At 65.7% G+C, this 26893-nt stretch carries 26 protein-coding genes and 1 other RNA gene; 6 read left to right on the forward strand and 21 right to left on the reverse strand.

Annotated elements, in window-relative coordinates; all coding sequences use genetic code 11:
* Window position 1: 1 nt before the first annotated feature.
* From ACIBW7_RS36920 to ACIBW7_RS36930, 3 genes are all read right to left on the reverse strand, one after another.
* On the reverse strand, window positions 2-367 hold the full coding sequence (locus ACIBW7_RS36920) for a hypothetical protein (RefSeq protein WP_397054694.1): 366 nt from the start codon (window positions 365-367) through the stop codon (window positions 2-4).
* Between the two features lie 95 nt (window positions 368-462).
* Window positions 463-1176: a helix-turn-helix domain-containing protein gene (locus ACIBW7_RS36925; RefSeq protein ID WP_397054696.1), complete on the reverse strand. Its 714-nt coding sequence runs from the start codon at window positions 1174-1176 to the stop codon at window positions 463-465.
* A gap of 97 nt (window positions 1177-1273) precedes the next feature.
* Window positions 1274-2182, reverse strand: a complete 909-nt coding sequence (locus tag ACIBW7_RS36930) for an NADP-dependent oxidoreductase (RefSeq protein WP_397054698.1) — start codon at window positions 2180-2182, stop codon at window positions 1274-1276.
* Between the two features lie 251 nt (window positions 2183-2433).
* Here ACIBW7_RS36930 and ACIBW7_RS36935 point away from each other — a divergent pair, with 251 nt between their 5' ends.
* Complete coding sequence (locus ACIBW7_RS36935) at window positions 2434-3345, forward strand: Rieske 2Fe-2S domain-containing protein (RefSeq protein WP_397054700.1); 912 nt, start codon at window positions 2434-2436, stop codon at window positions 3343-3345.
* Here ACIBW7_RS36935 and ACIBW7_RS36940 read toward each other — a convergent pair whose 3' ends face one another.
* The 3 genes from ACIBW7_RS36940 to ACIBW7_RS36950 all read right to left on the reverse strand — a co-directional run bounded on the left by ACIBW7_RS36940 (window position 3346) and on the right by ACIBW7_RS36950 (window position 6066).
* On the reverse strand, window positions 3346-4254 hold the full coding sequence (locus tag ACIBW7_RS36940) for an EamA family transporter (RefSeq protein ID WP_397054702.1): 909 nt from the start codon (window positions 4252-4254) through the stop codon (window positions 3346-3348).
* 40 nt (window positions 4255-4294) lie between these two features.
* A complete protein-coding gene (locus ACIBW7_RS36945) occupies window positions 4295-5563 on the reverse strand; it encodes a glycosyltransferase 87 family protein (RefSeq protein WP_397054704.1) in 1269 nt (422 codons plus the stop codon).
* A gap of 107 nt (window positions 5564-5670) precedes the next feature.
* Window positions 5671-6066: an ankyrin repeat domain-containing protein gene (locus tag ACIBW7_RS36950; protein WP_397054706.1), complete on the reverse strand. Its 396-nt coding sequence runs from the start codon at window positions 6064-6066 to the stop codon at window positions 5671-5673.
* A gap of 111 nt (window positions 6067-6177) precedes the next feature.
* On the opposite strand from ACIBW7_RS36950, the gene ACIBW7_RS36955 reads away from it, so the two are divergent.
* Complete coding sequence (locus ACIBW7_RS36955) at window positions 6178-6375, forward strand: hypothetical protein (RefSeq protein WP_084508582.1); 198 nt, start codon at window positions 6178-6180, stop codon at window positions 6373-6375.
* A 51-nt stretch (window positions 6376-6426) separates the two neighbouring features.
* Window positions 6427-9471 carry a BTAD domain-containing putative transcriptional regulator gene (locus ACIBW7_RS36960; protein WP_397054709.1) on the forward strand — a complete coding sequence of 1015 codons (3045 nt, stop codon included), beginning with the start codon at window positions 6427-6429 and terminating at the stop codon, window positions 9469-9471.
* A 124-nt stretch (window positions 9472-9595) separates the two neighbouring features.
* Here the strand turns inward: ACIBW7_RS36960 and ACIBW7_RS36965 are convergent, their stop codons facing one another.
* From ACIBW7_RS36965 to ACIBW7_RS36980, 4 genes are all read right to left on the reverse strand, one after another.
* Window positions 9596-10492: a phosphotransferase family protein gene (locus ACIBW7_RS36965; RefSeq protein WP_397054711.1), complete on the reverse strand. Its 897-nt coding sequence runs from the start codon at window positions 10490-10492 to the stop codon at window positions 9596-9598.
* Window positions 10493-11143: 651 nt separating this feature from the next.
* Window positions 11144-11500, reverse strand: a complete 357-nt coding sequence (locus ACIBW7_RS36970) for a hypothetical protein (RefSeq protein ID WP_397054713.1) — start codon at window positions 11498-11500, stop codon at window positions 11144-11146.
* Window positions 11501-11724: 224 nt separating this feature from the next.
* Window positions 11725-13005 (reverse strand): FAD-dependent monooxygenase, encoded by a 1281-nt coding sequence (locus ACIBW7_RS36975; protein ID WP_397054715.1) that lies wholly within the window; start codon window positions 13003-13005, stop codon window positions 11725-11727.
* A gap of 17 nt (window positions 13006-13022) precedes the next feature.
* Entirely contained in the window at window positions 13023-14321 is a 1299-nt protein-coding gene (locus ACIBW7_RS36980; protein ID WP_397054717.1) for a serine hydrolase domain-containing protein, read from the reverse strand.
* Between the two features lie 331 nt (window positions 14322-14652).
* Here ACIBW7_RS36980 and ACIBW7_RS36985 point away from each other — a divergent pair, with 331 nt between their 5' ends.
* Window positions 14653-15087 carry a hypothetical protein gene (locus tag ACIBW7_RS36985; RefSeq protein WP_397054719.1) on the forward strand — a complete coding sequence of 145 codons (435 nt, stop codon included), beginning with the start codon at window positions 14653-14655 and terminating at the stop codon, window positions 15085-15087.
* Window positions 15088-15142: 55 nt separating this feature from the next.
* On the opposite strand, the gene ssrA is transcribed toward ACIBW7_RS36985, so the two are convergent.
* The 11 genes from ssrA to ACIBW7_RS37040 form a co-directional block, all read right to left on the reverse strand.
* Window positions 15143-15514, reverse strand: a transfer-messenger RNA (tmRNA) gene (ssrA, locus tag ACIBW7_RS36990).
* 254 nt (window positions 15515-15768) lie between these two features.
* On the reverse strand, window positions 15769-16620 hold the full coding sequence (locus tag ACIBW7_RS36995; RefSeq protein WP_397054869.1) for an EamA family transporter: 852 nt from the start codon (window positions 16618-16620) through the stop codon (window positions 15769-15771).
* An 8-nt stretch (window positions 16621-16628) separates the two neighbouring features.
* Window positions 16629-17102, reverse strand: a complete 474-nt coding sequence (gene smpB, locus ACIBW7_RS37000) for an SsrA-binding protein SmpB (RefSeq protein ID WP_040694424.1) — start codon at window positions 17100-17102, stop codon at window positions 16629-16631.
* Window positions 17103-17153: 51 nt separating this feature from the next.
* Window positions 17154-17399: a hypothetical protein gene (locus tag ACIBW7_RS37005; protein ID WP_397054721.1), complete on the reverse strand. Its 246-nt coding sequence runs from the start codon at window positions 17397-17399 to the stop codon at window positions 17154-17156.
* 53 nt (window positions 17400-17452) lie between these two features.
* A complete protein-coding gene (locus ACIBW7_RS37010) occupies window positions 17453-18520 on the reverse strand; it encodes a metallophosphoesterase (RefSeq protein ID WP_397054723.1) in 1068 nt (355 codons plus the stop codon).
* Window positions 18517-20403: a DNA helicase RecQ gene (gene recQ / locus ACIBW7_RS37015; RefSeq protein WP_397054725.1), complete on the reverse strand. Its 1887-nt coding sequence runs from the start codon at window positions 20401-20403 to the stop codon at window positions 18517-18519. Before recQ ends, ACIBW7_RS37010 begins: the two co-directional genes overlap by 4 nt.
* Before the next feature lie 179 nt (window positions 20404-20582).
* Entirely contained in the window at window positions 20583-21488 is a 906-nt protein-coding gene (gene ftsX / locus ACIBW7_RS37020; protein WP_387289792.1) for a permease-like cell division protein FtsX, read from the reverse strand.
* Complete coding sequence (gene ftsE / locus ACIBW7_RS37025) at window positions 21488-22168, reverse strand: cell division ATP-binding protein FtsE (RefSeq protein ID WP_397054728.1); 681 nt, start codon at window positions 22166-22168, stop codon at window positions 21488-21490. The genes ftsX and ftsE overlap by 1 nt, the downstream gene beginning before the upstream one ends.
* Before the next feature lie 202 nt (window positions 22169-22370).
* Window positions 22371-23228 (reverse strand): mechanosensitive ion channel family protein, encoded by an 858-nt coding sequence (locus ACIBW7_RS37030; protein ID WP_397054730.1) that lies wholly within the window; start codon window positions 23226-23228, stop codon window positions 22371-22373.
* Window positions 23229-24344, reverse strand: a complete 1116-nt coding sequence (gene prfB / locus ACIBW7_RS37035; RefSeq protein ID WP_397054732.1) for a peptide chain release factor 2 — start codon at window positions 24342-24344, stop codon at window positions 23229-23231.
* Window positions 24345-24409: 65 nt separating this feature from the next.
* A complete protein-coding gene (locus ACIBW7_RS37040) occupies window positions 24410-25267 on the reverse strand; it encodes a helix-turn-helix transcriptional regulator (protein ID WP_397054734.1) in 858 nt (285 codons plus the stop codon).
* A gap of 130 nt (window positions 25268-25397) precedes the next feature.
* On the opposite strand from ACIBW7_RS37040, the gene ACIBW7_RS37045 reads away from it, so the two are divergent.
* Together ACIBW7_RS37045 and hisN are read left to right on the forward strand one after the other, a co-directional pair.
* Complete coding sequence (locus ACIBW7_RS37045; RefSeq protein WP_397054736.1) at window positions 25398-25985, forward strand: NADPH-dependent FMN reductase; 588 nt, start codon at window positions 25398-25400, stop codon at window positions 25983-25985.
* A 120-nt stretch (window positions 25986-26105) separates the two neighbouring features.
* Window positions 26106-26888 carry a histidinol-phosphatase gene (hisN, locus tag ACIBW7_RS37050; RefSeq protein WP_397054738.1) on the forward strand — a complete coding sequence of 261 codons (783 nt, stop codon included), beginning with the start codon at window positions 26106-26108 and terminating at the stop codon, window positions 26886-26888.
* The last annotated feature ends 5 nt before the right edge of the window (window positions 26889-26893 follow it).

The following is a 26893-nucleotide window of genomic DNA, read 5'->3' on the forward strand; positions in this document are numbered from 1 at the left end:
ATCAGGGACAGTCGGCGGTCTGCTGCAGCTCGATCCTGATCCGGTCATCGCTGAGAATGAGGGTGCCGTCGCCGGTGGTGGTCCATGTCGGCGCGAGGAGCAGGAATTCGGTGAGCCAGGAGTCCTGGTGAGCGAATTCCGGCGGATAGAACAGCACGGTGGAGAACGGGGATCGGGTTTTCAGTACGCCGCTGTCGGGGTCCACCTCGAACATCACGGTATTGGCGCCCGCGTGTGCGGACAGGCGGCGGGTCTCGTCGACGAACCACAGGGTGATCCGGGTGCCGCGGACCAGCAATCGTGGCCGGCCATTCTCGGTGACGGATGAGGAGACGTAGCGGTGGCCCCAGAGATATGAGTCTTGCATCGGTGGATCGGCCCTTACTCGCAGCGTTCGACAGCCCATCTATCCTGATTCCCGCGCCGAGCGTGCAGAACGGCCCGGTCCACTGAACGAACCGATCAGCGAAGATTCTTCTCGACTTCGCGGGCGGCATGTGCGACCAGCCCGGGCAGATTCGGCGGAAACTGTTGGGACAGTGAGATACAACCGATTGCGGCCGCATCGCACAAACCCGGCTGGCGGATTGCCGCTGCGGCACAACAGATCCCGGCTATCAGCTTGTGATGATCGACGGAAATCATTCCGGCATCGACGATTCCGGAGCAGACACGCTGCCATTCGGTGGCCGAATAGGTCGGCGGCGGGACGGAGTTGTCGGCCCGTCCCGCGAAGAGCACCTGCGCCAGCGCGGTGCGATAGACCAACTCCGGATCGGCGGTGGTGTTGACGAAGAACTCGGCACCCTTTACCCCGGAGACCATACGAACCTCGCCCCCGTCGAGAATGCACACCGCGACAGTCGAATTCGTCATTGCGGACAATACCCGGGCGGGCCGTTGCGCGGCCCGGCGCAGGATCGGCGCGGCCTGCCAATGCCGCCCCAGCTCCGCCATCCGCTCGCCGACGAAATACCGCTGCTCCACCCGCTGCACGGCACCGAGCGCCACCAACTGTTCGGCCAACCGATATGCGGTGGCCTTCGCCAATCCGGTGGTGCGGGCCAGTTGGGACAGTCCACAGCCCTCCGGTGCCGCCGAAATGGCCTCCAGTATCTGGAAACCGGCGTCGAGCACACCGCGGCTCGCTCCGTCAGCCGATGGGCTACTGGCCATCGTGCCCGTCCTCCTCCTTGCCGCGGCTCCTATCCGCACACGGCAAGAAAAGATGGTACGCCGGTTGTCGTTCGCAACAAGGCGTTCCGGAACCGGGTCAGCTCACGTTGAGGACGACCTTGCCTGGCCCACGCCCCTTTTCGCTCTCCTCCTGTGCGGCTGCTGCCCGCTCCAGCAGGAAGGTCCGCGCCTCGCCCGGCAGCCGGAACGCACCGCTGGCGACGCGTTCGGCGACCTGCTCGAGCAGTTCGGTAGGCCGCTGGGCGCCGCTGCCCGCGAGGAAGGTGATGCCGAGTTCGCGGGCCGCCGGATCGACGATCGTCACGATCCGGTCGGTGCCGCCGCGCAATTCGATGGCGGCGGGCAGCACACCGTGTCCGGCGGCGTCGAAGACCGCGTCGATGCCATTCGGCGCGAGTTCGCGCACGCGCTCGACCAGACCGGCACCATAGGTGGTCGCAGTGGCGCCGAGTTCGCGCACAATATCCTGATTGGCCGCGGATGCGGTGCCGATCACGGTGACGCCCTCGGCCGCCGCCAGCTGCACCGCCATCGACCCCACCGCACCGGACGCACCATTGATCAGCAGCGTTTCGCCCGGTTGTATTTTCAGTGCCGCCAATGACTTCGCCGCTGCCGACACCGCGACCGGGAGCGATGCGGCGTCCGGCCAGGACAGTTCCTCGGGTTTCTTCGCGACGGCATTGCTGAGGGTGTATTCCGCGTACGCCGCGACCGCCCAGCCCAGTACCTCGTCGCCGACCGCCACATCGGTGACATCCGGACCGATCGCGTCGACCACCCCCGCGATCTCACCACCCGGATACTGCGGGAACACCGGTTCACCGAAAGACAGTGCGCCGGAACGGATCTTCCAATCCGCCGGATTCACGGCGGTGGTCCGCACCGCGACTCGGACCTGCCCCGGGCCCGGTTCCGGGATCGGGATGTCGACGATCTGCAGTACGTCCGGACCGCCGAATTCGTAGAACGCAATCGCCCGCATCGTCCCAGCCTACGGGTCGGACCGCGCGGTTGCGGGTAGCGCCGCCGGGTTTTCTCAGGAGAGTCTCATCGAACGCCTACCTCTCGTCTCAGGACTGTTCCGTTCAATAGCCGGTGGCTGCCCCGCCCGGTCCCAGTCTCACCCGGGCGGTAGGCAGCGCCAACCTCGGCAAGAATCCGAAACGACCTCGAACCTAATCGGCGGCTATCTCGTAACACCTACAACAACGAGCCGACAACGCCGAGGTCACGATGAGCGCCGAACACGTCAACCGTCGAACAATCGTCATCGGAGCAGGGGCCGCGGCAGTTGTCGCCGCCTGTTCTACGAGCGAAAACTCATCGACGCAGGCCACCTCCAATTCCACCGCGGTACCGACGACGACATCGGGTTCCGTTGCCGCCGAACCGCCGCCGCCCCCGACCGAGGTGCCGGCTGGGCCGGAACCCGCACCGGGCACCGCACTCACCCGCACCTCCGACGTGCCGATCGGCTCCGGCGTGCTACTCGGCGATACGGTTGTCACTCAGCCGAGTCCGGGCTATTACCAAGCTTTTTCGGTGATCTGCACACATGCGGGCTGTGCCGTCGACACGATCGGTGGCGGCACCATCAATTGCCCTTGTCACGGCAGCAAATTCAACCTCGACGGCTCCGTCGCAACCGGACCGGCCACCCAGCCGCTCGCCGCGCGCACCATCTCGGTACAGGGGGAATGGATCGTCGCGGGCGCATTCGCACCGCTACCCGCCCGGCAAGAGGTCCAGGAGCAACCCGCACCGGCGCCGCAGGTCGAGCAGGGCGCACCGGAGAACGCACTCGCCCGTGCCTCCGACGTACCGGTCGGCTCCGGGCTCATCCTCGGCGACACGGTGGTGACTCAACCGAATCCCGGTAATTACCAGGGCTTCTCGGTGATCTGTACGCATCAGGGCTGTGCCCTCGACGAAATCGCTGGCGGCACCATCAACTGTCCTTGTCACGGCAGCAAATTCAACCTCGACGGATCCGTGGCCACCGGTCCGGCAAATGAACCGCTGTCGCGCCGCGAGGTATCGGTACAGGGCGACTGGATCGTCGCGGGCGCACCGGCGACACCGCCGGTGATCAAGCCGTGGTGGTGCGAAATCCCGATCTTCGCGCCGGGTAGTGCGAGCTGCTGACTATTTCCGCCGCGCTGTCCGGGTTGCTCCGATGGACGCCGCCACCACGCAGATGATGCCCACCCATTGCGCCGCGTGCATGATCTGGCCGAGGACGATCAGTCCGGCGAGTGCGGCTGCCGCCGGTTCCAGGCTCATCAGCACGCCGAAGACGCGCGGTGGAATCCGCCGCAGCGCTTCGAGTTCCACGGAATACGGCAGTACCGACGACAGCATCGCGACCGCGAAACCGGCAGCGAGGACCGAGGGCTGGAACAGCGTGGCGCCCGCGTCGGCAATACCGACCGGGACCATGAGCACACCGCCGAAGGCCATCGCAATGGCCAATCCCCCACCGCCGCTGGTCCGGTCACCGAGTGCGGCACTCAGCAGAATGTAGCTCGCCCACAGGGCGCCCGCGGCCAGCGCGAACAGCACACCCGACCAGCCGACATCGCCGCCCGCCTTGGTCAGCAGCAGTACGCCGCCACCGGCGAGCACGGCCCACACCGGATCGGTCCAGCGCCGCGAGCCGGCCAGCGCGACGGTGAGCGGCCCCAAGAATTCGAGGGTGACCGCCATACCGAGCGGAATCCGGTCGATGGCCTGGTAGAAGCACAGATTCATGGAGGCGAGCACGGTGCCGTAGCCGAGCACGACCGGTACCGCCCGCCGCTCGATCCGCAGCGCGGACCGCCAGACGACCAGCAGCACCACCCCGGCGAAGAACAGGCGCAGTGTGACCGCACCCGCGGCCCCGGTGGCGGTGAACAGCTGTTTGGCCAGCGCCGCGCCGACCTGCACGCTGACAATCCCGATCAGCACCAATGCCGTCGGCGGCACCCCGCCGAGCCCGCGCGCGTGCACCGCGCGCAGGGGCGTCAGCGGCCACGCCGACTTCGGATTCCGTTCGATATCGATCGCGACCACGCGGCGCCCTCCGTCCAAAAATCCAGCATCCCAGAAATGGTCAGGCTGCCGGGCGAGGACCTGCCAGATCGACGAGATCGATATCCTTCGGCGCGGAATCGCGTTCGCCCGCTTGCGACTTCGCCCGTTTGCCGGCGACGAGATACGCAACGACCAGCAACACGCTCAACCACACGTAGGTGTTCCCCCACAGGTGTTGCCAAGGAGTCCAAGCCAATTCGCGGCGATTGTCGCCCGGCAGCCAGTTCTGCGGCCCGTAGACGAATGCCGCGGTGGTGAGGACGATCGCCACATACCAGCCGATCGCCCGACCGCGCGGCAGTGTGGTCGCGTAACAGACCATCGCGAACAGTGCGGGCGCGATCATCACCCAGTGGTGCGACCAGGAGATCGGCGATACCAGCAGCGTGAAGACGGCGTTGATCGATAGCGCAAGTGCGGGCACTTCGGCGGCCTGCCGCATGGCCGGCACCACCAGCGCGAGCAGCGCCGCACTCAGCACCAGCCACAGCACGGTGAACAGCGGCTTCTCCACGCCGAATCGGGCGAGCACGGCCTGGATCGACTGGTTGGTATGGAAGGAGGAGCCGCTGAGTCCGGAGACATTGCCGAGCCCGCCGAACCAGTAGTTGACCGATTCCTTGGGCAGGATCGCGAAGCTGACCGCGGTCGCCACCGCACCGGTGATCGCGGCGGTGACCGCGGCGCGATAATCCCGGCGCACCAGGAAGTAGAGCACGAATGCGGCCGGTGTCAGCTTGATCGCGGCGGCAACGCCGACCAGCATGCCGCGTCGCCATTTCGGCTTCGCGGTGAGCGCATCCGCGGCGACCAGCACCATCAGCAGCAGGTTCACCTGTCCGAAGTCCAGCGTGGAGCGGACCGGCTCCAGCAGCATGGCAAGCGGTGTCGCACAGGAGGTGGCCAGCAGCGCGAGTTGCAACGAGCCACGCTCGGGCCAGCGCCGCCGCGCGACCAGATACAGCGTGACAGCCAGCGCGAGTGTCGAGGAGATGAAGAAGGTGAAGGCCGCGGCATCCCATGGCAGCAGCGCGAACGGGCTCAGCACCAGTGCGGCGAACGGCGGGTAGATGAACGGCAGGCCGATGCCGATGGTGGTCTGCGGCAGCTGGCCGTACATATCCGCGCCGTCGCGCAGTGCCTCGATGCCGAGCCGGTACACCTGCAGGTCGATGAACCCACCGGTGATCCGGTGGAAGGGCCACAGCGGCGCCATCAGGCACCAGGTGGCGAAGGCGACGAGCAGCACCGGCACCAGCCACACCGCGCGCCCGAATCGTCGGTTCACGGGCTTCGACCTATCTGGGGTGGTGACACTACTCATCCGCGGCGACTATACCGACCCGCACGAACGCAGCCGAATCCGCGTTCGTGCTCATGGCAATCGGTCAACGCTCAGGACGCCCCGAACAAGCCCAGCAGATCGTTCTTGCCGAACATGGCGGCCGCGGCCCGCGCGGACGGTGTCCCGGCATCCGGATCCGCACCGGCGGCGAGCAGGGCGCGCAGGATCTCGGTCTCGCCCTTGAAGACCGCACCGGCCAGCGGGGTCTGTCCCTTGTCATTGGCTCGATTCGGGTCGGCATCACGCGCGAGCAGCACCTGGACGGCGTCCTGATGACCGTGGTAGGCGGCCAGCATGAGCAGCGTGTCGCCGTTGTCGTTGGTGAGGTTCACCGGGACACCGGCATCGAGGTACGCCGTGAGCCGCTCGGCATCGCCGTGCCGAGCTAGCTCGAAGATCTTGGTGGCGAGTTCGATCAGGTCCGGGTCCGTCTCGTCATTGCCCATCTGCCAGTACTACCACTCGCGATGCGCCGGAGACGGCAGTTGTCACGGAATGATTCGGCCTGTCGCGGTGGATAACAGTTTCATAACTCGGCGATCGGGTACCCCCTGAACATGACAGTGACGCACAAGCGATTTCACCGCCCCGCCGGTGTCGATCGCGGAACCGCGCTGCTGGCCTCGGCAACCTGCCTGATTTTCGTGGCCGGCATCGCCACCATCACCCGTTCCTTCCCGACGAGCGCGGCGGCCGCCGGATGCATCGCGGCCGGACTGGCCGTAACACTCGGCATCCTCCCGCACAGTCGTTAGCCGATCCACCAGAACGTCGACTCAACTGCCCGATACGGCAGGCTTACCGCTGTGCGTGTACTGCTGCTCGGCCCCTTCGAGGTCCGCGATGACGAGGACCGACCGCTTCGGATCGCCGGGGTCAAGGTGCGCGCATTGCTGGCCCGGCTCGCCATGGAACCCGGCCGGATCGTGCCCGCCGATGCGCTCGCCGATGCGATCTGGGACGGACGCCCGCCGGACAACGGCGTGAATGCGTTGCAGGCCTTGGTGTCCCGAGTCCGGCGCGCGGTCGGCACGGCGCGGATCGAGGGACTCGCGCCCGGTTATCGGCTGGTCATCGATCCGGTCGATGTGGATATCGTCCGGTTCGAACGCCTGGCCGCGGGCGGGCGGGAATCGGATGATCTGTCCGCATTGCGCGAGGCCGAGTCCCTGTGGCGCGGTCCGGCGCTGACCGAACTGCTGGAGCTGCGGTTCGCGGCCGACGCGGCGGTGCGGTTGGACGAGTTGCGGCTCGGCGCGGCCGAACACCGGCTCGGACTGGAGGTCGCCGCAGGCAATGATGTCCTCGACGAAGTACGCGCGCTGGCCGAGGCGCATCCGCTGACCGAGCGCATCCAGGGTCTGTTGATTCGTGCGCTGTATGCGGCAGGCCGGCAGGCCGATGCGTTGGCCGCCTTCGAACGCACCAGGGATCGGCTCGGCGACGAACTCGGCATCGATCCGTCCCCCGAATTGAGCGAACTGCACCTGTCGATTCTGCGGCAGGAATCCGCGGCACCGCGCCGACGCACCAACCTGCGCGCCCAGGTCACGAGTTTCGTTGGGCGCGACGATGATGTGGCCGATCTGACGGCGCGGCTCGCGGCCGCCCGGCTGATCACCATTGTCGGACCGGGTGGCGCAGGTAAGACTCGACTCGCCGTCGAGGTGGGCGAGCGGGTTTCCGGTGGCGTCTGGCTGGTCGAACTCGCCGCGGTGCGCGATCCGGAACAGGTGGTGTCTGCGGTGCTCACCACGATCGGTGTCCGTGAGGTGGGGCTGCTCGAGCCATCGTCGGGTGATCCGGTGGATCGGCTGGCGGAATATCTTGCGCGACAACATGTCCTGCTGATCTTGGACAATTGCGAACATCTCGTCGATGCGGTCGCCGAGCTCGTCGACCGGCTGCTCGGTGCGTGTCCGGAGCTGCGGGTGCTGGCTACCAGCCGGGAATCACTCGCGGTCGATGGCGAACACATTCACCAGATTCACCCGCTGCCCTGGCCCGCTGATGCGGCCGCGGCCGAAAGCTTTCCTGCGGTGCGGCTTTTCGTGGAACGAGCGCGTGCAGTCCGTCCAGATTTCGCGCTCGACGCCGGTACCGCCCTCGCCGTGGTCGAGATCTGCCGACGGCTGGACGGTTTGCCGCTGGCCATCGAATTGGCGGCAGCGCGGCTGCGGGCACTATCGGTCGGCCAGATCGCGGCGAAGCTCGATGATCGGTTCACGCTGCTCGGGCGCGGCAGCCGGACGGCGCACGCCAGACATCGGACACTGCGCGCGGTCATCGAGTGGAGTTGGGCGCCGCTGTCGGAGTCCGAACGTGCACTTGTCATGTGGCTGGCGGTCTTTCCGGCCGGTGCGAACCTCGATACCGTCGGCGATCTCGAGTTGCTCACCGGGTTGGTGGACAAGTCGTTGGTCGAACGCGGCGGCGAGCGGTATCGAATGCTCGAGACCATTCGGTCGTATGCGTTGGAACGATTGACGGAGTCCGGCCGGGAGGATGCGGTTCGAGGCAGGCAGGCGCAGTACTTGCTGCGGCTCGCCGAATCGGCGGAGGCCGAACTGCGGTCCGCCGGGCAGCTCGATGCGCTCGCTCGGCTCGATGCCGAGCGCGACAATATCGCCGCCGCATTGCGATTCGCGGTTGACACCGGTGCTGTCGAGTTGGGCATTCGGCTGATCGCGGCGATGTTCTGGTATTGGACGTTGCGCGGGATCCACAGCGAACGGCTGCATTGGATGCGGGCGGTGCTGGAGCTTCGGGGCGAGGTGCCGGACGAGCTGCGGGCATTGCGCGGTGTGCTCGATGGGTTGTCGCGGTATGAGAGCGGGGCGATCGAGGACGGGATGCGGACGGTGGCGGCCGGTCTCGAAATCGCAAGGAGCTCAGGTTTGCCCAACGGGCCTGCTCGCACGGTGCTGCTGGTAGCACCCGCATTCCTCGAGGGGCAGCGCCTTTCGGCTTCATGGCCGGGGCCCGTCGGATGGGAGCGTGGTATTGCGCTCTTGCTCGGCGGTACGAGCATCGACCAATTGGTCAGTGCGAAAAAGGAATTCGAGTCCGTGGGCGAACGCTTCGGTTTGTCGACGACACTTCAGTCGATCGCGGACGACCAGCTGCGCCATGGTGATCTGCCCGCGGCGATCACATCGCTCACCCGTGCCGCCGCGGCCTTCGAAGAGCTCGGCAGTGCGGGTGATGCCGCGGCCGTCTGTGCCGAATCGGCCACCGCGCTGGCCCGACTCGGCGAACTCGACCGTGCCGAAGCTGCGCTGGCCCGGGCCGGACAACATGTCGAGGCGGCCGCAGAGCCAGGCACCGCGACTTATGTGCGGCTTGCGCGTGCGGAGTATCTGCTGCGTCGCGGGGATCGGAAAGCGGCACTGCGTGAACTCGAGCGGGCCGAAACCGGTCTCGCCACCACCGCCTTCGGTACTCGAATTCGGGCTCGGAGTGCTGGTTTTCGAGCGCTCATCGCGATTCTCGACGACGATCCGGTGCGGGCTCGGCGGGTGCTCGATACGGCGACCAAGGGGCTGATCATCGGTCGGAACGGATCGATGACCACTGCGAGCGGGGCACAACCGGACGATTTGGCAATGTTCGCGCATCTGTATGCCGCATTGGCAATGCGCGACGCCAACGCAACCGCCGCGGCCCACCTACTCGGTGCGGCGGCCGCCATGCTCGGCACCGAGGATCGGCGCGGGTACGACAATCTCGTCGCACCAGCAGACCGAGCCCGCGAAGCACTCGGTGCTGAAGCCTTCACCACTGCTTATGAGAGCACAGCGGGCTTGCACCCCACTGCCGCAATCGAATTCCTGCTGTCACAGGCGACATGAACGCCGATTGTCTTGTCATGTGCCGGGCACAGGTGGCCAAGCCCATCGTCGTACCGACCCAACAGGGCTGAACCCGATAGGGCGGACGATCTTCCGGACGTCCGCCCGCTCCGTCACAAGCGCGTTATGACAGCGCCGTCCATCTGTCCCACACCCGTGGGCCGATATCGCCGCGCACACAGGCCAGGCGGAGATCCGCCTGCTCCTGATACTCCGAATTCGCGGCGGCCGCCTGCGCGGCCATTGTGGCCATCCGGAACTCCCGGATATCTCGCAGCAGGTAGAAGCCGTCCCAGCGCATCACATCGCAGCCGTAGGCCTGGCAGTACTCGGCATACTGCGCATCGGTGATCCAGCCGAACGACGCGCATTCGATCGCCGCATGCACCAGATCCCATTCCGGCGGTCCGATCGACACCAGTCCGGTATCGAGCAGGATCACGCTGTCGTCCTCCGCGACGACCACATTGCCGCTCCACGCGGCGCCGTGGATGACCGACCACGGCCGTCCGGTCGGCAGCGCAGCCCAGCGACCCCGCAGTTCCGCCAAATGCCTACGCAGCCAGGATCTGTCGTCCGCGCTCATGCTGTGCGCGGCTTCGATGCGTTCATCGAGTCCGACGAAGGGCGCCACCTGTCCGATTTCCAAATCCGTCGGGGGCGCCAGCCCGTGCAATCTCGTCAGCGCCGCGGCCACTTCGCCGGGTGTGCCGGCGCGGTGCTGCGGCAACTCGTGCCAGAAGGTCACCGCGCGACCGTCCACCACCACCGGCTGCGGAAGATCGGAAACCGCCTGCGCCACAGGAATTCCGGCGGACTCCAGCCATCGAGCGACATCGACCGCGCGCTTGGCGGCACCCTCTTGTCCGGGTGCCCCGATCCGCGCCACCACACCGCCGGGCAGCCGGTAGTCGATCTCGTCGGTCACTCGAAGTAGTTGGGCCCCTGTGGCATTGATGCCCACGCCCGCGCAGGCGACCCGCAGCATCGACGTCCCGTTACCAAGCCGCATCGCGGTCATTTCCTCATGGTAACGGTTCGATCCGACGAATTGCATTGATTCACAACCAATCTGACTTGCATGCCCGGCAACCAGGTCGTTCGGATGGGCTCGAGGTCTGCTCGAGGTCCACGCCTGGGTGCACGGGCCGGAGTCTTCGCATGAGAGCCGAAGATCTTACGGCCGTGGTCATCACGTCCGTCGCGGACGCGATCGGCCTGGAAGAAACCCGGATCAGCCCGGAGTCGTCGCTGATCGACGAACTCGGCGCTGAGTCGATCGATCTGTTGGATATGTGGTTTCCGCATCCACCGGGACTCCGGTGTGGAGATCTCCGGCGCCGATGTCGCCGCGCTGTTGCGGTTGATATTCCGGACGACGAACTCGGAAGCGAGGTGGTCAGCGAGGCGGGGTTGGCCCATCTCGAGCGAGTACTCCCGCAATTCCGCTGCGATTCACTGGCCGACCCACTGCGAAATGATCAGGTGCACAGTCTGGTAACCGTAGGCAATCTGATCGATCTGGTGCATTCGCTGGCAGCGCAGCACAGCACAGCACCGAGGCTACGCCGATCGAGGTGGAAACAGAACCCTGATCGCGGCGAAAACGGGCGGCCGGTCCGATCACCTCGCCGTCCTGCGCCGACAGCGGGCTACCCGACCCACGGCCCTTCTAGCCTGACTCGCCCGGGCCGATCGTGAACGAAACGCTGCGTCCGCGGGCGTCCAACCTGCCATCGCCCCAGCTCGCACTGCCGTAGGCGTCGACCTCGATGGCGTACTCGCCGTCGGCCAGATCAGCTGGTAGCTGCACCGACGCCGACGGCCGTCGGTCCACGAGGTCCAGGTACCTCCGCTGCGGATCGTCGCCTGGTGCGACCAGGAATATCCGTGCGTACTCGAGCTTCTTGCGGGCAGCCGATGCGTTGGCGACCGACCACGTGATGCCGAGCGATCGGCGCGCGGCATCGGTGAACTCGACGGCGACTCGCAATGTCGCCTCGCCCTCCAGCCCGGCGTGGTACCGCACGGCTTCCTCCTCGTATGCCTGCTACGTCGCATTATCTTCCGGGCCGGGTCGGCGGCGCGTAACTTTCGGCACCTCGGGCCGCACTCGGCGGCTCCCCGCGCGCCCGCCGCTATTCGCACCGGGTTCCAGCTTTCCTACGCCCACAGTGATTTGGTCGTACTCGGTGTACTGCTGGAGCTGGGCGAACTTCTCGTGCCCGACCGTCCGCCACGCATCTGAAGTGTTCAGCGGAATGTCGATTTCAGGTAGTCGGTGACCTCGGCACTACTCGCAGGACGCCGCGCGAACCCGAGATAGCCGTCCGGACGGACGACAAAAACCGAGCGGTGCCGCGCACGGTAGCTGTGCGCGAATTTTCCACCGGTATCGCGGATCAGCGGCAGGATCGTCTCGGCGACATCGGCTTTCGGGGCAGCGATGAGATAGGCATCGAGATGACCGTGCGCTGTAACGTTTGCGGCGGCGGCCAGTTGCTCGAACTCGCGAAGGTCTGGCGCGGTGGCGGTTTCGTCTGCGTAGATCAGGATCGTGTGCTCGATCCGGCCGAACAATGAGAACAGCCGGACATCGAAGCTCACGGCGTCACGGGTGAGACCAGCGACATCGGGTGCGCGGCTGCCCGGCCTCGGCGTCGCCTCGTCGAAGCTCTCATCCACGATCGGGCTGTCGCCGTACTCGATCAACAACTGGGCTTCGCGCTGCATCACATAATCCGGATCGGTCGAATCCGCGCCGATGCCCTCGCGGGCACTGCGAACCGTCCGGCCGACCACCTCTTCGCCGACCGGTCTGCGCTCGGCGTCGTAGCTGGCCAGCAGATCCGTGGCCGCATCGCCTTCGACGGCGAGCGCGAGCTTCCACGCGAGATTGTGCGCGTCCTGGATACCGGTGTTCATGCCCTGCGCGCCGGTCGGCGGATGAATGTGCGCGGCATCGCCCGCAACGAAAGCCCTTCCGCGACTGTAGGAATCGACGATCCGGTGGCTGATCCGGAATACCGACGACCATCGCAGTTCGGACGCTTTGGCCGGCTCGGGTCCAAGCCGGTCCAGCACCGCCTGCAGATGCGACAGTTCGGGGATGCGCCCGGATTCGAACCCGTGCGCGATATTGTCGCCGTCGGCCGCCGGAGCGCTCGCGAGTTCGTCGGGGACGAGCATCGAGATGCGGTACCGGGACCTGCCAGGCAACGGGATACACACCAGCACACCGTCGGTGAACGGCACCTCCGGCGGCAGCGACAGATCCATCCGTGCGACCTCGGCACCATTGATGTAAAGGATCTGGCCGCGCAATCGGATCGCCGCGTCCAGCACCTGACGCAGTACGCCCATACCCTCGAACACTTCGAGCGTGCGGGGTTGGATACCAACGGCTTTCGCATACTGGGGTGGTTCCAGCAGTGGGTCGATGATCCGGCACGAAACTCCCCTGCGGCGCAGCTCGATCGCCGTGGTCAGGCCGATCGGGCCTGCGCCCGCGATGAGTACGCCGGTCTCATCCATCCGACATCACCTTCATGTCATCGACCGGGGGTCGTTGTCGCGGCGGTGCTGGTCGGACTCGCGCCGGTGGTCGCCACATCCTTCCCCGGCAGGGCATCAGCACCGTAGAAGGTCGGCAGCATGCCTTTGACCAGCACCAGGGCGGACCCCTCACCCGACGGAACCGTCGCAAGGTTCGTGGCGACCACGATCGTGAGATCCGATGCCGGGTCATGGCCCATGAAGGTCATGAAACCCGGGAGCTGACCGTCGTGTCCGATGAGGTGGGTACCGAATCGCACGATGCCGAGGCCGTATCCGGCTTGCTCCGGATTGGCGGGATCGATCGGCTGAATGCTGTCCAACCGAGTCTGCTGCATCTTCGCATCGAGCAGGCCACCGCCGACGAGCGCCTTCACATACGTCGCCATATCGGCGGCCGTCGAGATCGCACCACCGGCGGTCCACGCCCAAGACACATTGATATTTGTCTGGTTGCCCGGTTTCAGGGTGCCCGCGACGGCCTCGGCCTGTTCCGCGGGAGGAAGTGCGTACGTATCGATGGTGGAAACGTTGGTGCCGAAGGCATAGCCCTGGGGATGCGGATCCGGAATCGAGGAGTCGATGGGCGCGGGCAGTGATGTGTGCGTAAGGCTCAGCGGTTCGAAGATGCGCTTCTGAAAACTCTCGGCGGCAGTCGTTTTCGTGAGCTTCTCGATGACCAGACCGAGCAGGATGAAGTTGGTATTGCTGTATTCGAACTTTTCCCCGGGTTGGAAGTTCACCGGGTGCGCGAACGCGATGGCCAGCAATTCCTCCGGCGTCCATACCTTCTGCGGCTCGTTGTCGAGCGCGGCATTGAACTGCGGGTCGAAGGTGTAACTGTATAGCCCGCTTCGCATTTCGTTCAGCTGAGCAATCGTGATTCGATCACCGTTCGGCACGCCGGGCCAATACTTGTCGATGGGGTCGTCGAGCGAGAGCTTGCCATCCTGCGCCAACTGCAGGATGACCGTCGACGTCATCGTCTTGGTATTACTGCCGACGCGAAAGTAATCGTCGACTTCGATCGGCTCGCGGGTGTCGATGGCTCGGGTACCGAATGCCGCTGCCCAATCGCCTTGCTTCGGTGATTTCACGACCACCACAGCGCCCGGAATCGCATTGTCCTTCATCAGCGTGGTTATCACCGGCCGGATAGCGGCGGCGTATGCGGGCTCGGCGCCCGACGCGGTCGATTGCGCGGAAGTTCCGGTGGTGTCGGTCGGCGTTCCGCAACCCGTGACGATCAACAGCCCAGCCGCAACACACGCGGCGATGCCTGTCCTGTGTCCCATAACGCTCCGTCCGAGGTTTGCTGGAACGTGGCTATGTAGCGCGGTGCAACACTAACGCCGCACGACTCGGTTTCGGGAGGGAATGCCGGGCAACCGTCAGCTCGGACTGGACGTCCCGGTTCTTGATCTCATCCACCGCGCTGCTCATTGCCACGTCCTCCGGTATGGCGCAACGAGTTCCACTCGGACGGTCTGCACGTGCGACGATGCTCCGAGCTTTCCCGGGATTCTCGGCGCGGCCTGCACGGATGTGATCCGCGTCTCAGGTACCGTGCGACGACCTACGCCCGGGCCATGAGCGGCTCGGTCGGCACAGCGAAAGGCGGGCATGATGGGCGGACTCTCGCGCGGCGCGGCCGGTGTGGCGCTGGCGGCTGCGTGTCTGGCAGTACCGACAACCTTGGCACCCCAAGCGAATGCGATGATCGCTCCGACGCTGTCGGTGGCGATGGTCGGCCCGGCACTCGGTGCGAACAGTGTCGCGTCGGTCGGCTGCGGGCAGACTGCGCAGGCAACCGTGCAGCGCCCTGATGGCACTCCGGTGCAAAGCGGTGTCGTCGAATTCACGAGCCGCCTGCCCGGCCTCGGCGGGAACATCGTCGGAACCGTGCCGGTCACCAATGGCACCGCGAGCATCCTCTGGATTCCGGACACCGCGGGCCAGCACATCGTCAGCGCCGTCTACTACGACGGCCCGCCCGACTACCAACCAGCAGCCGGGTACACCACCGTCACCGCAGTAAACCTCGGCGGCGTCTGCGTGTAGTTCCGAACGATCCACCGAAAACGACGAAGGCCCGGTCCAGGTGGACCGGGCCTTTTCGTGGAGCTGCCGGGAATCGAACCCGGGTCCTCCGCCGCGTCTTCAGGGCTTCTCCGTGTGCAGTTCGCTAGGTCTCTACTCGGATCTCCGGGTCTCGCGAACAAGCTCGGATGACGATCCCAGTCGCTGTTGGATGTCCCGTCCGACTCCGCGACCGAGCCGGACGGTAATTCCCTCTAGCTGATGCCAGTACCCGGGTCGAGGGACGAACCCGGACTGACAGAGACGACCTGCTACTTAGGCAGCGAGGGCGTACTCGCGCTGATTGGAATCGGCGCTTAATTGGTTGCAGCGACGCTTACGGTGGTCTCTTGCCTGCACCGACACGCTTCCCCTAAATCTACGTACGCAGTCGAAACCGTTCAGCCCCGTACGTCCCGACACCTTGTCGGGCTAGTTACTTTAACACTCGGCCATGCCGCGTTCATTCCATTATCCATGCGGCGCGAATCACCCTCACGACCTGCACGTATGCGGTCGGACCGAGGCCAGCCCATCGCTTGTTGCCCGTGCCGCACCAAGATCGAGGGGCACATGGTCGCATCGGCAGCGGAACGCTCCATCACGAGTTCGCCTCGACCTTGGTCAAACGGCCTTTGACGGGTGGGCCGGGCGAGGGGCCGATCAGGCCGCAGCGATCAATCCGACCGACGCCAATGCCAACACCATCCCGACCTGCTGCTGGTGACCGACCCGTTCCCCGAGCAGCACCATCGCCAGCAGGACGGTCGCGGCCGGATACAGCGAGCCGATCACACTGACCAGCGATAGCAGCGAACCGTGGAAGGCGTACAGCAATGCGGCATTCGCGATGGTGTCGAGCACCGCGATGTAGGCCGCCAACCGCAGCGGTTCACCGTGCAGCGGACGGAACTCCCCAGCCGATAGAGCGATCAACCAGACCATCGGACTCGCCGCACCGCGCTGGGCCAGCAGCGGCCAGACTCCGGCACTCGCGTGGGTTTCGTGCAGGAAGACGAAGGCAAGTCCGAAGGCCGCGCCCGAGCCGATGGTGAGCAGCGCCACTTTCCTCGTGAAGCGCAGCTCACGCCCGCCGGTGATCTCCTCGGTGACGTCGTCCGGCGATTCCCGGCTCACCAGGTAGACCGCACCGAGTGCGAACACGATGCCGGCGATGGCGAGTGGACCAGGGCGCTCGCCGATCCCCAGACCGACCAGCACCGGAATTCCAGCGACCAATAAAGCGGTCAACGGGGACACTACCGCCATCGGGCCGCTGGCCAGCGCCGCATAGAACCACCACACCGCGAACCCGCTCGCCACACCGGCCGCCAGCCCCCACAGCATCGATGCGGTGTCCGGGGTTCCGCCGATCAGCGGCAGCAGCACGAGGACGAACAGCGTCGACATCGGGTAGGAGACGATCACGACTCGCAGGGCGGTCACGCGCCGCGATGCCACCCCGCCGAAGAAATCACTGACGCCGTAGCCGACCGCGGCCACCAACGCCAACAGAACGGCGGTCAGCGCATACCCTTGATCCGCCGCCCCAATTCTCGGGTGACCTCGCGCTCGGCGGTCCGCTTGGCCAGATCCTGTCGCTTGTCGTAGTCCTGCTTACCCTTGGCGAGCGCAAGCTCGACCTTGACCTTGCCGTCGGAGAAGTACATCGACAGCGGCACCAATGTCTGGTTGCCCTCGCGCGACTTACCGACCAGCCGCTCGATCTCGCGCTTGTGCAGCAGTAGCTTGCGCACCCGGCGCGGGGAGTGGTTGGTCCAGGTGCCGTGACTGAACTCGGGAATGTGCAGACCGCGCAGCCACACCTCGCCGTTGTCGACCGTCGCGAAGGCGTCCACCAGCGAGGCCTTACCCTCGCGCAGACTCTTGACCTCGGTACCGACCAGCGCGATCCCGGCCTCGTAGGTGTCCAGGATCGTGTAGTTGTGCCGCGCCCGGCGGTTGGTCGCGATGACCTTGCGCCCCTGTTCCTTCATAACGGTCAACTTTAAGTGACTCGGCAACCGGATTATTCCGCGGCTGTTGCGCTAGCCACCCGGCCGGACCGCGAGATACAGCAGGAGCACCGCGATGAAGGCCCCAACCAGCAAGACCGTGGTCATGCGTGGCAGGCCGCGCGGACGCGGCGGTGGCGGCGGACGGTGGCGCAGCCAGACGGATTCCACCGCGGGGTCGTGGGTGCCGCGCCGATACGGCGGCGGATCGCCAGGGTCTGTGGACGGCGAGCCGCCCAGGTCGGACCCGTCGTCGGTGGGGCCATCACCGGATGCCATATCGTGCACGCTAGCCGTCGAACCGGTTCGACGCCGGGCAATTTCATTGCGATTCAGGCAAGTCGGTGCTCGAACGCCACACTGGCACCACCGCTCGCGAGATCCACGGTGACCACCGTGAGGTCGACAGCGCTCGCGGTGAGGTCCAGGACCATGAAACCGAGCTCGTGATAGTTCTCGAACAGGGCGGCGTTGCCGGAGCCGCCGGGATTCAGCTTCGGTTCCGCGGCTACAGTTTTGGCGGCCGCGCCGGAGACGAGCTGGCGTGTGCCTTTCGATACCGCGGTCGGCTCGAGCACCTGCAGCGAATGATCGTGCCCGGAGAGGATGAAGTGGCATTTGCCGACGACATGGTCCTCGAAGAACTGCTTCGCGTGGATGCCGTTGATCGGTGCCGCCGAGAGCCCCTCGTAGCGGCCGGCGTCACCGTGTGGACCGTTGTTCACATACGGATGGTGGGTGCAGGCGATCTTCCACTCAGCGGGTGACTCGGCGATGGCGCGGTCGAGCCAGGCGCGCTGCTCGTTCATGAACTGGCCGTCGACCGCCCAGTACGGATCGAATATCGGCGGGATGTAGGCGGCGAGCGGATTGACGTCCAGCACAAAGAATTCGACCACCGGCTGCGGCTCGGGTATCCGCACCGAGTAGTACCGGCTCGGCATCCACCAGCGTGGCGAATTCGCGTGGTATTCGACCTCACTGTTGCCGCGCAGCAGCCAACCACCGTCGCCGCCGAGGACCGAACTGTTGTCGTGATTGCCGAGCACCATGAGCCACGGGAAATCCAGTCCCGCATTGGGGTTTTCGAATTTGTCCGCGAACTGGGCATCGACGGCGCTGTACGGACCGCTCTCGTAGATATTGTCACCGAGGCCGAGGGCGAGCGAAAACGGTTGGCGGCGATGGTAATCCCGCATCGCGTCGGCGACGGCCCACTGGGTGCGGGTGCCGGTGCCCGCATCACCGGTGACGAGCACCCGCACATTGCCGTCGGTCGGGAAGTCGAATTTGGTGACACCACTCGCGACCGGAACCGCATCGGCGGGCGATAGACCGACCAGCGATGCACCTGCCGCAGCGGTGGCCGCACCCGCCAGAAACCCGCGCCGCCCGATCATGCGTTGCTCACTTCTCCGACCAGGACGGCGAGTACTCCTTCGCCGTATTTGGCCAGTTTGTTCTCACCGACACCGCCGACCGTCCCGAGTTCGGACAGGCTCGCGGGCTTGCGTGCGGCGATCTCCCGCAGCGTCGCGTCATGGAAGACGACGTAGGCGGGTACGCCCTGCTCCTTGGCCGTCGCGGCCCGCCATTCACGCAGCTTCTCGAACAGCGGCACGTCTGCCGAAGACAGGTCGGCAGCCGGGGACTTGCCCTTCGCCGCCTTGGGTGTCCTGGCTGGTTTGACCGCACGCTCCGGTTCGCGGCGCAGTAGCACTTCCCGGCCGTCGAACAACACCTCGTTGCTGGCCTCGGTGAGGATGAGCACGCCGTAGTCGCCGTGCACGGCGAGTAGTCCCTGTGCGAGCAATTGCCTTATGACGCCGCGCCATTCGACATCGCGCAGATCGGTGCCGATGCCGAAGACCTTCAGCTCGTGGTGAGCATGTTGCAGCACTTTGGGATTCGATTTGCCGAGCAGGATATCGACGATATGGCCCGCGCCGAAGCTCTGTCCGCGTTCCCGCTTCAGCCGAAGCACCGTCGAGAGCACCTTCTGCGCGGGCACTGTGCCGTCCCAGGTTTCCGGCGCGGTCAGGCAGGTGTCGCAATTGCCGCACGACTGCCCCGACTGTCCGAAGTACGCCAGTAGCTGAGTTCGCCTGCAGGACACCGTTTCACACAGGGCGAGCATCGCGTCCAGATGCAGTTGCAGTTGCCTGCGGTGGGTGGCGTCGCCGTCGGAGGAGTCGATCATCTTGCGCTGCTGCACCACATCGGCGAGCCCGTAGACCATCCACGCGGTCGACGGCAACCCGTCGCGGCCCGCTCGTCCGGTCTCCTGGTAGTAGCCCTCGACGGACTTGGGCAGATCGAGATGGGCGACGAAGCGCACGTCGGGTTTATCGATGCCCATACCGAAGGCGATCGTCGCGACCACGACGAGGCCGTCCTCGCGCAGGAACCGTGCCTGGTTGGTCGCGCGGGTGCGCGAGTCCAGGCCCGCGTGATACGGAACCGCCTCGACGCCGTTCTCGGTGAGGAAGGCCGCGGTCTTCTCCACCGAGTTGCGCGACAGGCAGTAGACGATGCCGGCGTCTCCGGCGTGCTCGGTCTTGATGAAGTCCAGCAGCTGCCGGTCCGGCCGGTTCTTGGGTTCGATCCGGTATTGGATATTGGGCCGGTCGAAGCTGGCGACGAAACGCCGGGCAGCCCCGAGGTCGAGGCGCTCGATGATCTCGTCGCGGGTCTTCGCCGTCGCAGTCGCGGTGAGCGCGATCCGCGGCACGTCGGGCCAACGCTCGTGCAGCATCGACAGGCCCAGATAGTCGGGTCGGAAGTCATGGCCCCACTGGGATACGCAATGCGCCTCGTCGATGGCGAACAGCGCCACCTTGCCCCGATCCAGCAGGGCGGCGGTCGACTCCAGACGCAGCCGCTCGGGCGCGAGATACAGCAGATCCAACTCCCCCGCGACGAATTGCGCCTCGACCATCCGCCGCTCGTCCGGGAACTGCGTCGAGTTCAGGAATCCGGCGCGCACGCCGAGCGCGCTGAGCGCGTCCACCTGATCCTGCATCAATGCGATCAGCGGTGACACCACCACGCCGACGCCGGGACGCACCAGTGCGGGCACCTGGTAGCACAGCGACTTACCGCCGCCCGTCGGCATGAGCACCAGCGCGTCCCCGCCGCCGACCACGTGCTCGACGATCTCCCGCTGATCACCGCGGAAGCTGTCGTAGCCGAATACGCGGCGTAGAACCTCTTGTGCCGCACCGGATTCGGCGACCGGGGCACCGTCGGTCAAAACAGCCGCGAAAGCATCGGGGGATTCCACGCGGCCCATCCTACGAGCGCGGTCGGACAACGGAACCCCTAGATCGGCGCGGACCCCAGGTGACCGGCCGAGTTGTCCACATGTGGATAACCAATTTCGATCGCCGCGCGGCGGGTTCGTCGCATATCCACTGACGGCCTCGCACAAGCTACACCGTGTGCGAGGTCGTCATACGCAGGTCAGTCGCGCACGTAGTAGCGCAGCGTGCCGTAGGCCGTGATCGCGGCGAACACGATGCCCAACGGCGCGATGGTCAAGGACACCAACGCGATGTCCTCACCGGTGATGTGCGGGAAGACGTTGCTGTTGAAGAGCGCACCGAGTCCACGGTTCACCACCAACGGTTGCGCGAGGAACAACCCGACAACCGCCAGAATCGATCCAGCCAGGGCTGCGACCACCGCTTCCAGGAGGAACGGCAACTGCGTGTACCAGCGCGTCGCGCCGACCATCCGCATGATGCCGACCTCCTCGCGTCGACTGAACGCCGCGATCTGCACCATATTCGCGATCAACAGCAACGCCGCCAATGCCTGCAACGCCGCCAACGCGAATGCCGCATTCCGCAGGCCGTCGAACACCCCGACCAAGCGGTCCACGGTGTCCTTGTCGTTGAGTACGCTCTGGATCCCGTCCTTACCGTTGAACGTCTGGTAGATCCGCGGGTACTGATCGGCATCGGTCATCTTCACGCGCAAGGACGCGGGCAGGCGGGTGTCCTTGATCATGTCCAGCATTTCGGGCTGGTCCTTGAAGGTCACCTCGGTGGCTTCCTTCATCGCCTCGTCGCTGTTGATGAACTGGACCGAGACCACACCGTCGGTCTTCTTCAGATCCGACATCAACTGCTGACACGGATTCAGTGAACAGTCCCGATCGTTCGCCGAGACCAGATCGGAGAGGTAGAGCCGGATCTCGACCCGGTCCATGAAGTAGTTCTGGGTCTTATCCGCGATTCGCAGCGCGAGCAGACCGCCGCCCAGCATGGTCAGCGATACCGCGGTGGTCAGGATCATCGCGATGGTCATGGTGACATTGCGACGCAGGCCGGTGAGGACCTCGTTGAACAGGAATCCAGCGCGCATTACCGGCCCACCCCGTAGACGCCGATCGCGTCGTCGCGGATCAGCCGGCCCCGGTCCAACTCCACCACTCGCTTACGCATCGCGTCGACGATGTGATTGTCGTGTGTCGCCATCACCACGGTCGTGCCGATGCGGTTGATCCGCTCCAGCAGCAGCATGATGTCGCCGCTGGTGTCGGGATCGAGGTTGCCGGTCGGCTCATCGGCGAGCAGCACCAGCGGACGGTTCACGAAGGCCCGCGCGATCGCAACACGCTGCTGCTCACCACCGGACAATTCGTGCGGCAGCCGATCGGCCTTACCACCGAGCCCGACCATATCGAGCACCTCGGGGACGGTCCGGTCGATGAACTGGCGCCGCTTGCCGATCACCTCCAGCGCGAACGCCACATTCTGGGCGACGGTCTTCTGCTGCAGCAACCGGAAGTCCTGGAAGACGCAACCCATGCGCTGACGCAACTTCGGCACCTTGCGCCCGGGCAGCCGGTCGACCTGGAAGTCGGCGACCCGGATCTCGCCCGCGGTCGGGGCCTCTTCCTTGAGCAGCAGTCGCATGAAGGTCGACTTGCCCGAACCGGACGGGCCGATGATGAAGACGAATTCGCCCTTGCGCACATCGACGGTGATGTTGTCCAGCGCGGGTCGCGTCGAGGTCTGATACGACTTGGTCACGTTCCGCATAGCGATCACGGTTGGCCAGTGTAACCAGCAACCGTCGCGCAGCCACCAGCTACATCATGGTCAATGACCGGGCGTAGCCGTATTCATCACTACGGGAACGGTATTGAGTTTTTCGGGCGATGTCACGATCGGTTGATCGGGCTTGACGAACAGGTATAACACGAACGTGGCGACCCATGATGCCATCAGGATCGCCGTGGATCTACGTGGTCTCACTGATTCCCTCCCGGCGCAATGCCGCGGCGACTCGCACCCGCAACTCGCGACCGACTTCGAACTGCTTGCCCGGCAACGTTCGGGCAACCATTCGAATATTCATCTGGTCCACTGTCAGGTCTTCGACACCCATCACGGTGGGCTCGTCGAGCAGCAGCGGCTTCAATCTGCGGTCCTCGTACGCCTTTGTACCGACCTCGTGCAGGATCTCGTTGATCCTGGTGATGTCGACGCTGGCCGCAACCGGAACGTCGATCGCGGCGCGCGCCCAATCCTTCGAGAGATTGGTCACTTTGACGATCTGGCCGTTGGGCACGGTGATCACCTCACCGTCGGCATTGCGCAGTGTGGTGATCCGCAGCGTGACGTCCTCGACCGTACCCTCGGCCTGCTCCGCGGATCCAGTGACAGCGATGCGAACCACATCACCAAATCCGTACTGCCGCTCGGTAATCAGGAAAAATCCGGCAAGGATGTCCTGCACGATCCGCTGTGCGCCGAAGCCGAGTGCGGCGCCGAGCACGGCCGCGGGTGCGACCAGACCGGTGACCGCGAAACCCATCCGACGCAGTACTTCCATGCCGACCAGGACATAGACGACGGTCAGCACCACCCAGGTGACCACCTGAGCCAGCGCATGCCGGTGTTTGGCCGCCTCGGAACGCACCAGTGCGTCGCTGCTGCGGAATCCGGCGTCGATCCTGCGGGTGATCCGATCCCGGATAAAGGTGGCGAAACGGCTGAACAGCACCGCGCCGAGGAGCAGCAGGACGATCTCTAGACCGGCGGACCGCAGCCAGGTGGTGAAGTCGGTGGACGTGGAGAAAGCCTGGGGTACGTCCAACTAGCTCGCCTGCTCTCGCATTCGCCAACGAATTCCGGATTCGATGAAACCATCGATATCGCCGTCGAGCACGGCAGTCGGATTGTTGACTTCGTAGTTGGTGCGCAGATCCTTGACCATCTGGTAGGGATGCAGCACGTAGGAGCGCATCTGGTTGCCCCACGACGCGCCCTCGTTGGTCTTGAGCGCATCCATTTCGGCGCGCTCCTCCTGCCGCTTGCGTTCCAGCAGTTTGGCCTGCAGCACCCGCATGGCCGAAATCTTGTTCTGCAGCTGGGATTTCTCGTTCTGACAGGTCACGACGATGCCGGTCGGGATATGGGTGAGGCGCACCGCGGAGTCGGTGGTGTTGACGCTCTGGCCGCCGGGGCCCGAGGAACGGTAGACGTCCACGCGGATCTCGCCCTCGGGAATTTCGATGTGGTCGGTGGTCTCGACCACGGGTAGCACCTCGACCTCGGCGAAGGAGGTCTGGCGGCGGCCCTGATTGTCGAACGGGCTGATCCGGACCAGGCGGTGCGTGCCCATTTCCACCGAGAGGGTGCCATAGGCATACGGCGATTTCACCGCGAAGGTGGCGCTCTTGATACCCGCCTCTTCGGCGTAGGAGGTGTCGTAGACCTCGACGGAGTACTTGTGCCGGTCCGCCCAGCGGATGTACATGCGCATCAGCATTTCGGCCCAGTCGGCGGCATCCACACCACCCGCGCCGGAGCGGATATTGACCAGCGCCTCACGCTTGTCGTACTCGCCGGAGAGCAGGGTGCGGACCTCCATGGCCTCCACATCACTGTGCAGCGTGGCCCGCTCGGCATCGGCGTCGGCGAGCGCGGCGACCCTGGCCTCGCCCTCCTCTTCCTCTGCCAATTCATATAGAACGGACAGATCGTCGAGGCGCTGGCGCAGTTCCTCGACCCGGCGCAACTCGCTCTGGGCGTGCGACAGCTCGCTGGTGACCTGCTGCGCGTGCTCCTGGTTGTTCCACAGATCGGGATCGGCGGCCTGGTGCTCGAGCTCATCGATCCGTCGACGCAGCTCCTCGACATCGAGGACCGACTCGACGGTCTTGAGCGTGGCGTCGAGTTCGGCGAGGTCAGCGGAGACGTCAGGATGCACGATGCTCAAGCCTACTGGGCGCGGTGAAGACGGTGAAACACGCGGTGGTGTGGGGGTGGCCGTCCTCAGCCGGAGACGGCTCGCAGTCCGCCTGGGCGACGACCGGCGAGGGAGTCCATGGCGGCCGCGGTGGCGTCGTCGGCGGGGAGGTAGACGATGAGCTGCTGGTCGTCGTCGGCGGAGAGTTCGAGGGTTTCGTAGGTGAGGCGCAGGTTGCCTGCCTCGGGGTGGGTGAGCCGGGTGGTGCCGGTGGCGGCCGCGAGGCTGGGCACGTATTCCACGCGGCGGGTGAACTCGGCGCCGGCGGCGACGGTGAGTTCGTCGGCGAGGGCGGCGATGTGCGGGTCGCTGCGGAACGGGCCTTGTTTCAGTGCGGCGACCAGTTCGTCGGCGATGTGGTCCCAGTCGGGATAGGCGGTGCGGGCGCGCGGGTCGGTGAAGGCGAACAGGGCGAGATTGGCGCGGTGTTCGTGGTCGAGCAGTCCGATCGGCGCCATCAGGCGCTCGAATCCCTCGGTCCAGGCGAGCACCTCGCGCAGACGGTTGACGACCAGCGCGGGCGCGGGTTCCAGGCGATCGAGGATGGCGCGGACCGCGGGCCGTACCTCGCGCGGCGGTTGCGCACCGCCCATGCAGCTGAAACCCGGATCGGCGCCCTTGGTGAGACGGTGCAGGTGGACGCGTTCGCTCGGCGTCAAGGCGAGGGCGTCGGCGAGTGCGGACAGCACCGGCGGCGAGGGTCTGCGGTCGCGTCCCTGCTCGAGGCGTGTGATGTATTCGACGCTGACGCCCGCGAGGGTTGCCAGTTCGGCGCGACGCAGGCCGGGGGTTCGGCGGCGCGGTCCGGTGGGCAGGCCGACCTGGGCCGGGGTCACCGCCTCACGGCGGGTGCGCAGGAAAAGACCCAACTCGTTGTCGCTCACTCCTCGACGGTACAAGCGCGGTCGGCGCCGAGGGTGTCCCTGCTACTACCACTCTTCGCGCGGTCTTCCTGGTAGCGATGCCGCGCAGCAGATTAGGACTCGAACAATTTCCTGATCGAAGGAGAACACCATGTCCTTGAAGCTCGCGGTGATCATCGGCAGCGTCCGGGAGGGACGCTTCGCGCCGACCGTGGCCAACTGGTTCGTCGAGGAGGCCGCCCGGAACGGACAGTTCGAGATCGACCTGATCGATCTGGCCGAGGCCGATCTGCCATTGGCGCTGCCCGCGGTTTCCCCGGCGATGGACCCCAACCCGGAACGCCCGGCCGGGATGACCGACCTCAGCAGGCGGCTCGGTGAAGCGGATGCATTCGTCATCCTCACTCCGGATTACAACCGCAGCTACCCGGCCGCGCTGAAGGCCGCAATCGACTGGCACTTCACCCAATGGGACAGCAAGGCAATCGGTTTCGTCGGCTACAGCGGCGCAAGCGGCGGCCTGCTCGCCATCGAACACCTGCGCCAGGTCTTCAACGAACTCAATGCCCACACCGTCCGCAACTACGTCAGCTTCCCCCGCTACTACCTGCTCTTCGACGCCGAAGGCGAACTCATCGACCCGACCGAACCCGCCGCAGCCGCGCAGTCCATGCTCGACCAACTCCACTGGTGGGCAAGTGCCCTCGCCGCCGCCCGCTCCGTCCCCGCCGCTGCTTAGCGGGCACGCTCGCGTAACTCGTGGCTGCCTCGCAAAGGTAGGTCCTATGCGAGGTGGGCACTGCTTATGCGACAGCGGGGATGCGTCTGGCGGGACAGGGAAGGGCGATAGGGTTCGGGGGTGGCTGACTACTCCTCCGATCTCGAACTTGCGCTGCGATTGGCCGATGAGGCCGATGGGATTACCCGGGCGCGGTTCGGAGCGTTGGATTTGCGGGTCGATGCGAAGCCGGATCTGACACCTGTCTCGGATGCGGATCTGGCGGTGGAGAAGGCGATACGCCAGGTGCTCGGGCAGGAGCGGCCCGGGGATTCGGTGCTCGGTGAGGAGTTCGGCGGTGACGTCGAGTTCAGCGGGCGGCAGTGGGTGATCGATCCGATCGATGGCACCAAGAACTTCGTGCGGCGGGTGCCGATTTGGGCGACGCTGATCTCGCTGCTCGAGGACGGCGTTCCGGTGGTCGGCGTGGTGAGCGCACCCGCCTTGGCGCGACGGTGGTGGGCGGCGGCCGGTTCCGGTGCCTGGGCCAGCGTCGATTCCGATGCGCCGAAACCGATTTCGGTCTCCGCGGTCGGTGAGCTCGGCTCGGCAAGCCTGGCCTTCTCCAGCCTGTCGGGCTGGCGCGAACGCGGTCTGCGCGAGAAGTTCCTCGACCTCACCGACGCGGTCTGGCGGGTCCGCGGCTACGGCGACTTCTTCACCTACTGCCTGCTCGCCGAGGGCGCGGTCGATATCGCCACCGAACCCGAAGTCTCCCTGTGGGACCTGGCCGCCCTCGACATCCTGGTCCGCGAAGCAGGCGGCCGCTTCACCTCCCTCGCCGGCAGCCCCGGCCCCCACGGCGGCGACGCCATAGCCACCAACTCCCTACTCCACGACGCCGTCCTTACAAGGTTGAACTGAGCCTC

The organism is Nocardia sp. NPDC049526, assembly GCF_044465765.1.
In the GTDB taxonomy this organism is placed as follows: Bacteria; Actinomycetota; Actinomycetes; order Mycobacteriales; family Mycobacteriaceae; genus Nocardia.